The sequence below is a fragment of the Variovorax sp. WDL1 genome (genome assembly GCF_001541225.1).
Lineage (GTDB): Bacteria > Pseudomonadota > Gammaproteobacteria > Burkholderiales > Burkholderiaceae_C > Variovorax.
Genome location: NZ_LMTS01000073.1, coordinates 33818 through 45872 on the forward strand (window position 1 = coordinate 33818; position 12055 = coordinate 45872).

8 protein-coding genes are annotated in these 12055 nt (G+C 68.2%); 4 read left to right on the top strand and 4 right to left on the bottom strand.

What is annotated here, in order from left to right:
* Nucleotides 1–109 precede the first annotated feature (109 nt).
* Nucleotides 110–1834 (bottom strand): adenylate/guanylate cyclase domain-containing protein, encoded by a 1725-nt coding sequence (locus APY03_RS10185; RefSeq protein WP_068676418.1) that lies wholly within the window; start codon nt 1832–1834, stop codon nt 110–112.
* Nucleotides 1835–2016: 182 nt separating this feature from the next.
* Between APY03_RS10185 and APY03_RS10190 the strand changes: the two genes are divergently transcribed.
* The gene (locus APY03_RS10190) at nt 2017–3267 is read left to right on the top strand and encodes a M14 family zinc carboxypeptidase (RefSeq protein WP_068676420.1); all 1251 of its coding nucleotides are present in this window, start codon (nt 2017–2019) and stop codon (nt 3265–3267) included.
* A gap of 3 nt (nt 3268–3270) precedes the next feature.
* Here the strand turns inward: APY03_RS10190 and APY03_RS10195 are convergent, their stop codons facing one another.
* A complete protein-coding gene (locus tag APY03_RS10195; protein ID WP_068676422.1) occupies nt 3271–3534 on the bottom strand; it encodes a hypothetical protein in 264 nt (87 codons plus the stop codon).
* A 100-nt stretch (nt 3535–3634) separates the two neighbouring features.
* On the bottom strand, nt 3635–8749 hold the full coding sequence (locus APY03_RS10200) for a non-ribosomal peptide synthetase (RefSeq protein ID WP_083944258.1): 5115 nt from the start codon (nt 8747–8749) through the stop codon (nt 3635–3637).
* Between the two features lie 225 nt (nt 8750–8974).
* Here APY03_RS10200 and APY03_RS10205 point away from each other — a divergent pair, with 225 nt between their 5' ends.
* Nucleotides 8975–9475 carry a glycine zipper domain-containing protein gene (locus APY03_RS10205; protein WP_068676424.1) on the top strand — a complete coding sequence of 167 codons (501 nt, stop codon included), beginning with the start codon at nt 8975–8977 and terminating at the stop codon, nt 9473–9475.
* A 58-nt stretch (nt 9476–9533) separates the two neighbouring features.
* On the opposite strand, the gene APY03_RS10210 is transcribed toward APY03_RS10205, so the two are convergent.
* Entirely contained in the window at nt 9534–10442 is a 909-nt protein-coding gene (locus APY03_RS10210) for a LysR substrate-binding domain-containing protein (protein ID WP_068676426.1), read from the bottom strand.
* 108 nt (nt 10443–10550) lie between these two features.
* Here APY03_RS10210 and APY03_RS10215 point away from each other — a divergent pair, with 108 nt between their 5' ends.
* Both APY03_RS10215 and APY03_RS10220 read left to right on the top strand, forming a co-directional pair.
* Nucleotides 10551–11435 carry a dioxygenase family protein gene (locus tag APY03_RS10215; RefSeq protein ID WP_068676428.1) on the top strand — a complete coding sequence of 295 codons (885 nt, stop codon included), beginning with the start codon at nt 10551–10553 and terminating at the stop codon, nt 11433–11435.
* A 29-nt stretch (nt 11436–11464) separates the two neighbouring features.
* Nucleotides 11465–12055 (top strand): citryl-CoA lyase (locus APY03_RS10220; RefSeq protein WP_232324218.1); only part of this gene is annotated, 591 nt, incomplete at its 3' end.

The following is a 12055-nucleotide window of genomic DNA, read 5'->3' on the forward strand; positions in this document are numbered from 1 at the left end:
ACCATTCTAGTTGCATAACACGGTCCAGCGCAATTGAAGGCCCGGCGCAGGGCCATCGGTGGCAAGAAGAAGCTTGTCCTCGGCCCTGACGCACGCCGGCGGCTGCCGATCACCCGGGCAGGCCGCATTCGACGAGGCCGCGGCAGAACCGCGACCAATGGCCTGGGTCCTGGAATGGCCACCTTCTCAGGTCGCGCAGCCGGAATTCCGGGAATCCTGCGCGCAGGCTGCCGGCCTCCCGCCGCGCCAGGTCGAACTGTCCCGCATGCCACGCGGCCGTCGTGAGAAGTAGAAGATACCGAGGCACGTTGGGCTCGCGCTGGTCGGCACGCTGGGCCCATTCGACGGCATCGTCGTATCGCTCGAGAACGAAGTAGCCGAGCGCAACACTCTGCATGAACCACGCGTTGGCCGGGAAGCGAGGATTGGCTTCGGCCGCCTTCACGCAATGAGCGACACCTGTTGCAGCATCTCCTGAGAAGATCATCGCGGCGCCAAGAAGGTCCATCGCCAGGACGTAGGTTGCGTTCAGTTCGAGACTTCGCCTGGCCTCGCGAATGGCCGAGGCAATATCACGCTCGCCATGGAGGTGGAAGGTTCCGAGAATCGAATGGCCGAAATCGCTTCGCTCGTTCAGGTCGATGGCCCTGCGCGCAAGGCGGCGGCAGTCGGCGGCCTCCTCGGCGGACATCTCCTTGTAGCCGCAAATGACCTGCGTCATCGCGCCAGCCGCGCGGATGCTCAGCGCCATGAAGTTGTCCGGACTCCTGCCGATCACCCGATCGATCAGTTCCCTGGAGCGCTGCCAGTCGGCGGTCCTGGAGCTCAGAAGAATATGACCCGCCTGCGACATCAGCTCCTCGTCGCTGAGTTCTTCGGGCGCATGGCGTGCAGCCATCTCGGTCTCGCGCGCATGGATTTCGTAGCGCACGGCCGTCGAGGCGCGCAGGGCGAGATCGTCGATCGCCTCGAAGCCATCGGTCGATGTGGAGTCGAAGCGCTGCGACCAGAATTCCTTTGTCGTGTGTTGATCGAGCAGATGGACAGTGGCCCGCACACGGCCTGCGGCGTTCTGCACTCTTCCTCTTACCGCATAGTCCGCCATTTCGGCGGAGGTGACCACGGACAGTCCGGTCAGCTTTGCCAGCGCAGACGAGATTTCTTCGGTCGCAGCGGTGGCAAGCACGCGGCCTTGTGCGTCGTCACCGAGCGATTCGAACGCAAACAACATCACGCTTGGCTTGGCATCCGGGCTCCTCGACCTTCGGCTCGGGGGCGCGGCCCGATGCGGCGGTGCGCCCGTGCCGTCGGTGTGGATGCGAAATGCCCGAACGGGGTACGGGATGTTCTTGACCGATTGCTCGCCCAGGTCCTCGAAGGTCGCCTTGAGTCGATTGCGCACCGCCTCCAGGGTCATTCCCGAGATGGTCAGCCCACCCGGCTGGGCCAGCCCTTCCAGCCGCGCAGCGATGTTCACGCCATCGCCGTAGATCGTGCCGTCGGCCTTTTCGAACACATCACCCAGATGCACACCGATTCGAAATCGCATCTGATGATCGTCGGGGGCCTGCCCGAGCGACGCGTTGAGCGTCTTCTGTATCTCGAGGGCAGCCGTCACTGCGCCGATGGCCGTCTCGAACATGGCAAGCACCGAATCCCCGGCCATGTCGATCACGCGGCCCTGGTGGGATTCGATCTGGGCCTTGAAGACGCTGCGCCCGGCATCGAGCGTAGCGACTGTGCGGCGCGCATCTCCGGCCATGAGCCGCGAATAGCCCGACACATCCGCAACCAGTATGGCCGCCAGGCGCTGCCGAATGCCGGTGTCGTCCATTGCCTGCCCCGATGGGTGAGAGAGCAGGAATCGTAGACCGCAACAGGCGGCGGCGCCATACGTGTGAAGGACCCCCGCCATCGTCGACCCGCTTGCTTTCTTGCCTGCGGCCCCGCCCGGCCCTAGGATCCACCTGTCCCGCCGTCCGGCCGGGATACGACACCAAAAAGAAGGAGTCAGCGATGCTCACATCCAGAGTGGCCGCCGTCGGCGCGGCCGCAGCTTTTCTCGCAGGCCTGGCCTGGGCCCAGCCCACCACGATTCCGAATGGACCCGACGGGGAGAACGAGAGCCTGGCATCGCTGCGCAGCTATGCGCAGATGCTGAAGGCGCTGGAAAGCGCCGTACAGACTTCCAATGGCGCCGCAACCCTCCACTACGCGCCGTACAAGAGCAACGCCGGCCGCCAGGTGCCTTATGTGGTGATCGGCAACGGGCCCACTGCCGCGCTCATCATCGCGCAGCAGCACGGCGACGAGATGGAGACCAGCGACTCTGCGGTCAACTTCGTGCGCACCCTGGCGAACAATTCGACAGCCTCGAAGGTGATACGCAACTCGCTCACCGTCGTGGTCGTGCCGCGCGTCAATGTCGACGGCTTCGACGGCGAAAAGCCCGACGGCACACCACTCACCGACACCAACGGCAACCAGGTGCCCTGGCGACAGAACTACGACCCGCGCTTCACCGTCAACCCGCTGCCGGCCTTCTACCAGCGCGGCCGCGGCTACGACATCAACCGGTATCACGCGTTCCGGCCCGAGTGCCCCTTCGACAACCCCAACTACCCGAACCTCACCACCGGCGTCACCAGTTGCGAGACCAAGGACATCGACAGCACCGGACCCTACCTGGTGTCCGAAGGCAACCCCGTACCCGAGGCGAAGAACGTCCGCTGGATCAACGACCAGTTCAAGCCGGCGGTGGCGCTCGACATGCACCACCAGGGCGACCGTGTGCATGACGGCCGCCTGGTGACCGCCTCCACGCTCTACCCCACGGCAGACGGCACCGCGGCGCGGCTGCAGGCGGTAGACCCCACGGCCGTGGCGCGCTTCAATGCCGGCAAGACCATGGCCAAGCGCGTGGTGGTGATCATTGCGCAGACCCTGGCCCAGTACCCCTATGCCAATCTGAGCCGCTATCCCGGCGGCACGGAGCCCGGCATCTCGCGCAACGCCTATGGTCTGCTGGGCTCGGGCTCGGTGCTGCTGGAACTGCGCGGCGGCATCGGCACCAAGTCGGGCGGCTACATCCAGAAGATCGGCTACCACGCCTCGATGGCTATCGTGGAGGAGCTCGCCAAGGATCCCACGCTGGGTGGCTTCAGCCCCGACATGGCCGATGTGCTGGTCGTGCCGGCCAACGGCCAGCCGCCCGGCACCGGCCCGGGAGAGGCGGACGCAGACGATCCCGATCACCTGGGCAACTGAGGGTCACACCAGAGGCGTCCACCCCGAGGGATTTTCTTCCTCGTCCAGGGCTTCGCGACGCGGGCCGAGCTCGTGCGTCTCATAGAGAGTGCGAAGCGCGTTCATGCCTCCCTGCAAGGCGTGCTCATAGCTGTCGGTTCCGCGAGGCGCCGAATGCAAGAGGCGAAAGTCGTCGCCAGGCCCTTGCGCTTCCAGCAGGACCCAATAGAAATGCCCCGGATCGGGCTCATCGACGGTGACGGCAATGGATCGAAGAAAACTTGGCATGTTGCTTGGGTCGAGTGTTGAGCAGCGCTGCCGACCGGGTTGGACCCGGCGGTGCGTACGCTCGATGCGATGAGAGCAGCGCGTCGCTGCTCCAGGAAGCTCAGCTGCTTCTTTGCGCCTTGCCCCAGCCGGGGAACATTCGGCCCAGAAGGCTTCGTGCCGGCGCATCGGCGAGCTTCGCGCTGCCGGCGCGCCGCCCTTCGCCCATGGGCGGGGCAAACCCGGCCTCGCGGGAAGCGAGCTGGCCCAGGTTCTCGAACACATACCGGGGCGGCGCGGTGCGCAAGCCCAGGGTCCGCTCGGTCAGCTGGATCACGCGCATGGCCTGCAGCGAATCGCCGCCCAGGTCGAAGAAGTTGTCGCTGGGCCGGATGTCGGAAGTGTCGATCTTGAGCACGTCGGCCCAGATCTTCGCCAACCGCAGCTGGCCGGGGGCAAGCGCGACGGGCGCCGATGTCGACGCCGCCAGGCCCATCCCAGGCTCGGCGCGCTCGCGGGATGCCGGCCCGGCCTGGTCGCCGCGGGACAGGTGCGCGAGCTGCGCGGCTTCGGCCGAATCGCCGTCTGCGACGAGGACCGCCAAGCTCTCTTGCGGGTGCTCGGCAATGCGCCGCAGCAACGCCACGTAGCGGTCGCGCAGCGCGAAAGCCGTTTCTCGCCGATAGATGTCGGCGTTGTAGGTGAGGCCGCCTTCCAGGCCGCCAGGGCCCTCCGTCAGCCACAGGCCTAGGTCCTCCGTGGCGCCACGCTGCGAGACCTGGACCTGGCGAAGCCGCAGCGGGCCCAGGGTCTGCGCGCGCTCGCGCGTGTCCTCGAAGGAGAAGAGCACCTGGTACAGGCCGACGCCCTTGGCACGCGCGGTAAATTCCGGCTCGCCTGCAAAGCGCTCGAACGGAACCTGCTGGTTGTCGAGCGCCGAGACCAGTTGCTGCTTCAAGGACTGCATGAACTGGCCCAGCGTCTGCCGGGGATCGAACTCCACCGGCAGCGGCAGCAGGTTGCCGAACATGCCCATCACGGGCTCGGTCTCCGGGATCTGGCGGCCGCGCACCGGCGTGGCGACCACCAGCGAACGCACATCGGCCACGCTGCCCAGCAGGAGGACGTACGCGCCGAGCGCAAGCATGTTGAGCGTGACCTGGTGGCTGCGCGCCACGGCGTGCAGTTGCTGCGTCAGCTCGCCATCGACGGCCAACCAGTAGGTGTGGCCCTGGCCGGTCATGCCGGCGCCGCGCGGCCGGTCGGTGGGCAAGGCCTTGGACAGTGGAGCATCGGCAAAGCACTTCTTCCAGAAGCCCAGCTGGTCCTCGAACTGCGGCGAGGCCAGCCAGTCGAGGTACCACTCGGCGTAGTCGGCGTGCGTCACGGTCAGTTCGGGGAGCTCGTGCGGCACGCCGCTCAGCCGGGCTTGATAGAGGGCCGACAGTTCGTTGATGAGCAGGTCGACCGAAGCCCCATCCCACACCAGCCGGTGCGGCACGAAGACGAAGACGTGGTCGTTGTCGTCGATGCGGATCAGGGCGGCATTGAAGAGCGGCGCGCGATGGATGTCGATGCGCTGGTCCGCCACGTCCTGCAGCTTCTCGAGAAGTTCCGGCTCGCGCTGGTCGGCAGGCAGGCTGCCCAGGTCGATGCACATCAGATCGACCTGGACCTCGGCGGCGATCGATGCGTTGAACTCGCCAGTCTCCGGGTCCCTGCTGAACGATGTGCGCAGCACGGGCTGGCGCTGCACGACCCCGCGCAGCGCGTCATGAAAGACCGCGGCGTCCAGCGGGCCCGTCAGCCGGTGGGCCGAGGGCGTGTTGTAGACGGACCGGCCGGGGTGCAGCTCCTCGAGGAAGAGGATGCGCTCCTGCATCGGCGTGAGCGGCGCGCTGTTGCGCCCTGCCCGGCGGCGGATCTGCTCGACGGGCGCGACGCCGCCGGCCTGCAGTTCGCCCACGGCCGCCGACAGGCGCTGTGCCGTCGGCGCCGCGAAGAGCGTGCGCAGCGGTACGGTGACGCCGAACTCGCGAGTCAGCAGCGTGGCGAGGCGAGACGCGAGCAGCGAATGGCCGCCCAGCGCGAAGAAGTCGTCCTGGACGCCCAGGCCCGGCAGGCTCAGCACCTGCTCCATGGCCGCCAGCACGATGCGCTCGCGCTCGTCGCGCGGCGCGACGGTGTGCGCGAGCTCGGCGGCCTGCACGGCACCGGAAGACGCGCCCGGCGCGGGCAAGGCCTTGCGGTCGATCTTGCCGTTGGGCAGCCGGGGAAGTTCGTCGAGCACGACGAAGTGCTGCGGCAGCATGTACTTCGGAAGGCTCGCGCACAGCGCCTGCTTCGCGGCGGCAGTGTCGACCTGCGCGCCGGCCGTCGCGACGAGATAGGCGACCAGGCGCACGTCGCCCGGCTGGTCCTCGCGCGCGACGACGACGCTGGCACCCACGCCGGGCAGGTCGTTGCAGCACGCCTCGATCTCTCCGGGTTCGATGCGGTAGCCGCGCACCTTGACCTGCTGGTCGAGGCGGCCCTGGTGTTCGAGCAGGCCGTCGTTGCGCCAGCGGCCCCGGTCGCCGGTGCGGTACAGCCGGCCGCCGGTAGTCGAAGCGGGGTCGGGGATGAAGCGCTGCCGCGTCAGCTCCGGACGGTCGAAGTAGCCGATGGCAACACCGGCGCCGCCGATGCAGATTTCGCCCGGCACGCCGACGGGGCATCGACGGCCCTGGGCATCGACGATCCAGACGCTGGTGTTCGCGATGGGCCGGCCGATGGAGACGCCATTGCGCGCGAGCTGCGCTTCGTCCACGCGCCACGCGGTGGAGTAGACGGTGGTCTCGGTGGGGCCGTACATGTTCCAGAGCTCGCCGCAACGCGCGCTGAGCGCCAGGGCCAGGTCGCGGGGCAGGGTCTCCCCGCCGGTGATGGCCTTCAACCCGGGGCTGCCTTGCCATTGCGCATCGAGCAGCAGGCGCCAGGCGGTCGGCGTGCCCTGCAGCACGGTGACCTGCTCGCGCTCGATGAGCTGGCGGAAGGCCTGGCCGTCCCTGGCCGTCTCGCGCGAGACCAGCACGATCTCCGCGCCGGCCTCGAGCGGCAGGATCAGCTCCATCACGGCGATGTCGAAGCTCAGCGTGGTCGCCGCCGCAACGCGGTCGTGGAGGCCGATGCGCAGCATCTCGCGCATGCTCTGGAGCAGGTTGGCTACCGCATCGTGCGCGATGCCCACGCCCTTGGGCTTGCCGGTGGAGCCGGAGGTGTAGATGAGGATGGCCATGTCGCCGGGCTGCGCGTCCTGCAGGCCGGGGAGCAGCGGCGTCGCCGGCGCATCGAGCCATTCGACGTCCTTGTCCAGCCAGAGGATCTGCGCGTCGCCGTCGTCACACCACGCGCTCGGCGCGTGGGCGATGCGGGACGTGGTGATCAACAGGCCGAGGCGCGCATCCTCGGCCTGGTAGTCGAGCCGCGCCTTCGGGAAGTCCGGGTCCAGCGGGACATAGGCTGCGCCGCACTTGAGCACGGCCAGCAGGGCGACCAGCATGTCCGCGTCCCGCTCGAGGCACAGGCCGACGCGTTCGCCGCGGCCCATGCCGCGGGCGCGCAAGGCGTGGGCCAGCCGGTTGGCGCGCGCGTCGAGTTCAAAGTAGGTCCACTGCCGGCCTTCGTGCCGCAGCGCGATGCGATCGGGCTGCGCCTGCGCCGTCCGCTCGAAGCCCGCATGGACGAGGCTGCCGCGCGAGAGCGGGGTGGGTGCCGGCTGCAGGGCGAGAAGACGCGCTTCCTCGGTGGTGTCGAGCAGGTCCACGGCGCCGAGCGCCATGCCGGGCTCGCGCACGGCCGCCCTCAGCAGGCCTTCGTACATGCCCATCCAGCGGGCGATGGACTCCTCGTCGAACAGGTCGGTGTTGTATTGCACTTCCCACTGCATGCCGCCGGCGACAGGCGTGAGGTTGAGGAAGAGCTCGAAGTTCTCGTATGCGCGCGGAATGCTGCACAGCTGCGTCTTCAGGCCGGGGAACTCGCCGGCGGGGCGCTCGGTGCTGGCGTCGACATTGAAGAGCACGCTCACCAGCGGCAGGCGGCTCGGGTCGCGCGGCACCAGCAGCTTCTTGAGGAGCGCGCCGTAGGTGAGGTTCTGATGCTCGAACGCATCGAGCAGGAGGCCTCGGCTCTGGCTGGCCAGTTCGGCCAGCGGCGTCGCTGCATTCACCGAGACACGCAGCGGCAGGAGGTTGACGCAATGCCCGACGAGCCGGGGCATGTCGCTGGCGAGCTGGCCGGCGGCGGCGATGCCGATGACCACGTCGTCCTGGCCGGTCAGGCGATGCAGCAGGCCGGCGAAGGCACCGAAGAGCGCGGCGTAGAGGCTGGCGCTCGATCCGGCGGCCAGCTTGCGAACGCGATCGACGAGCTCGGCGTCGAGCAGCCCGTCCATCCGGCGCGACCGGAAGGTCCGCACCGCGGGGCGAGGCCGGTCGAGCGGCAGTTCGAGTACCGGCAGGTTGCCTCCCGCGAAGCGGCCGAGCCAGTAGTCGACCTGGGCCTGCATGCGCGGGCTCGCCGTCTCGTCGGCTTCCCACTGCGCATAGTCCGCATAGCGAAGCGCGGGCTCCGGCGGTGGGCGCATGCCCCGCTCGTGCCCGTAGAGCTCGCCGAGATCAGTGCAGATCACTTGCAAGGACCATCCGTCGCATACGGCATGGTGGGCGCTGATGAGAAGGGTGTGGTCTTCCGGTCCGGTGCGGTAGAGGCTTGCGCGGAAAAGCGGGCCCCGTTCCAGGACGAAGCGTTCGCGGACTGCGCTGTCGAAGGCTGCCGCCAGCCGGCGCTCCTGTTCGGCTGCATCGGCGTTCGACAGGTCGATGCATTGCAGCACGGAGGCCGGGGGTGGCGCGATGAAGAGCTGGGTGCCGTCCTGCGAGAAGGTCGCGCGAAGGCAATCGTGGCGCTCTACCAGGCGGTCGATCGCGCGCTGCAGTGCGGCCTCGTCGAGCGGGCCGGTGAGTCGCAGCGCGCTGGCCTCGTTGTATGCCAGGCCCGCTTCGTCGCCCAGGCGATCGCCGAGCCAGACTTCGCGCTGGGCTTCGGTGCTGGGGAGCGTCTCGACCTCGCCGAACGCGAAGGGATCGAAAGCGTCCGAGTCCGGTTCGTCGGTGCCTTGCCGCAGGGCACCGAGGCGCTCGACGGGGCGTGCCGCGGCTGCTGGAGCCGTGTAAGCGTTTGAAAGACTCCGCATTGTTTGCAGCTTTACTGCAGGGCTGGAACCTGTGTGTCAGACGGCGACGCACGGGCGTGAAGGCGAAGGTCCGCCAGCGTTGAAGCAGCCCCATCGATGCCTGTAGGCGTGCACCGTCGCCGGGGACAGCCGCCACCCTTCACTTTGACGGGACCATCGACGCTGTGCTTCCCGGCATGCAGATTGGAACCTTTGTTCTCCCTTTCTTGAACCAAGGAGACTTCGATGGCCGAACGGAATGACACAAAGGAAAAGACAGCCGCCACTGGCGTTGGCGCTGTGGTTGGCGGCGCCGCAGGTGGCGTGGCAGGAGGCGCAGCTGCGGGAGCGGCTGTCGGCGGCATGACCGGACCCGTCGGCGCGGCTGTCGGGGCAGCGGTCGGCGCAGTGGCCGGGGCGATCGCCGGGCGCATGGCCAAGGCGGACCCGGAGGTGGAAGACGCGTACTGGCGCGACAACTACACCGGGCGCCCCTACGTCGAGAGCGGATCGAGCTACGACGACTATGCGCCGGCATACCGCTACGGTGTGGACGCCTATACGCGCTACCCCGATCGCAAGTTCGACGAGGTCGAGCCCGAGCTGAGCCGCGACTGGGGCACCTCGCGCGGCCGCTCTTCGCTCGAATGGGAGCGCGCCAAGCACGCAACCCGCGATGCCTGGCAACGCCTCAGCGACAACGTCGAACGTGCTGTTCCGGGCGACTCGGACCGAGACGGGCGCTGAGTGATCGCGTAGAAGAAAAACGGCCCCGAGCGAGGGGCCGTTTTTTTTTCGCCTCGACTCATCCCGGACCTTCGCGCCGCAGGCTGTTGCTCAACGCCGTCTTCCTCAGGATCACCGCGAAGGACTGCACCGCCGCCGGCTTGCTCTCCCCCAGCCGCCACAGGATGCCCGGCGTCCTCACCGGAGTGGGGCTCTCCAGCGGAATCATCTTCAGCCCCGCCATCGCCTCCGGCACGGCGTTGATCGCCACGATCGAGCCGATCATCGTGCGCGCCACCAGCGCCAGCATCGGCGCCACGGTCGACATCTCGGCCACCACCGTCGGCTCGGCACCGCAGGCGTGGAAGCACTCGTCGAGCATGGTGCGCGTCGAGAAGCTGGAGGACACGAGCACCAGGTCCTGCCGGTGGAGCTCCACCATGCGGATGCGCTTGCGGTGCGCAAGCGGATGGGCGGTGGAGACGACGAGCACCATCTCCTCGTTGTAGAGCGGCTCGAACCACAGGCCGCTCGGGTCCTGCGGCCGGTAGGAGATGCCGAGGTCGAGCTCGCCGGCCGCGAGCCGCGCGGCAATCACCTCGGCCGCCAGCTCCTCGACGCTGATGCGCACCGTGGGATGCCGCGCGAGGAACTGCGCGACGCACTCCGGGATGAGGCCGATGTTGAAGGTATGCGTGGCGCCGATGCGCACCTTGCCGGTCAGATTGCCGGCGCCGGGCTTCAGCAGCGCCACCCCCTGGTCCACCTCCTTCAGGGCGCGCGAGGCAAAGCCGCGCAGCAGCTCGCCGGCCTCGGTGGTCACCACCTTCTTGCCGATGCGCTCGAAAAGGGGCTGGCCCAGCTCCTCCTCGAGCTGCTTGATCTGGTGCGACAGGGTCGACTGGGTCACATGCACACGCTCGGCGGCCCGCGTGAAGCTCAGGCAATCGGCCAAGGCGACGAAATACCGTAGATGCCGCATCTCCATGAAAACCCCTGCAAATGATCGATGCCATCGATGATATCCATGGAAATTCATCATTTGCCGCGGCCTCCTGCGCGGCCTATCGTCCGGCCAGAAACAGGAGACAAGGCCATGGCCGACTACAACCAGGACAGCATCACGCAGGACGTGCTCGACGCCTTCGCCAAGACGCCCGACCCGCGCCTGCGCCAGCTCATGACCGCGCTGGTGAAGCACATCCACGCCTACGCGCGCGAGGTGGACCTGAAGCCCGGGGAATGGCTCGCGGCGATGAAGTTCCTCGAGGCGACGGGCCGGATCTCGACCGACAAGCGGCCGGAGTTCATCCTGCTGTCGGACACGCTGGGCCTGTCGATGATGGTGGTGGCACTCGACCAGGCGCGCGCGAGCGGCGCTGCGCAGGGCGCAACCGAGGCGACGGAGGCCACGGTCGAAGGCCCGTTCTACTGGGCCGGGGCGCCGGACATGCCGCTCGGCGCGGACATCAGCGGCACCGCGCGCGGCGAGCCGACCTTCTACATGGGCCGCGTGACCGACGTGCACGGCGCGCCGCTCGAAGGCGCGCTGCTCGACGTGTGGTCGGGCGACGGCGAGGGCAAGTACGACGTGCAGCTGAGCAGCGAGCCCACGATGGCGGCGCGCGGGCGCTTCCGCACCGATGCGCAGGGGCGCTACTGGTTCTGGTCGATCCGGCCGGCGTACTACCCGATCCCCGACGACGGGCCGGTGGGGCAGATGATGCACGCCACCGAGCGCAGCATCTACCGGCCCGGCCACATCCACCTCCAGGTCTCGGCGCCGGGCCATGTGACGCTGACCACGCAGGTCTTCGTCGGCGGCAGCCCGTACATCGACCAGGACGCGGTGTTCGGCAAGCGCGACAGCCTGGTGGTCGACTTCGAGAAGCACGCGCCGGGCAAGGCGGTGGACGGGCGCGAGATGCAGGTGCCCTACTACTCGGCAAGCTTCGACGTCAGGCTCGCACCTGCGGCCTGAATCCCTTTCTCTTTTTTTCAAGGACCCTCATGAAGATCGGCAAGGCCACCGTGCCGCGCACGGCCATCTGCACCTCGGACGAACACACCATCGTGATCCGCGGGCGCGACCTGTCGAAGGAGCTGATCGGCAAGATCTCCTTCGTCGACCATTTCTTCCTCCTGCTGACGGGGCAGATGCCGACGCCCGGACAGGCCGCGGTGCTGAACGCCACGCTGGTGGCGATTGCCGAGCACGGGCTGGTGCCCAGCGTGCAGGCCGCGCGCATGACCTTCGCGGCCGCGCCCGATGCGATGCAGGGCGCGGTGGCGGCGGGCATCCTGGGCTGCGGCTCGGTGGTGCTGGGCTCGTCGGAGACGGCGGGGCGCATGTACGTGGAGATCGACGCGAAGCTGCAGGCCGGCACCGCGCTGGACGAGGCGGCACTCTCGGTGATGCAGGCCTGGCGCGCGGCCGGGCGCTCCATTCCCGGCTACGGCCACCCGCTGCACAAGGAGCGCGACGAGCGCGTGGGTGCGCTGTTCGATGCCGCCAAGGCCGCGGGCACGAGCCTGCGCTTCGTCGAGATCGCGGAAGCGTGCGAGCGGCTCCTGCCCGGCTTGCTGGGCAAGCCGCTCAGG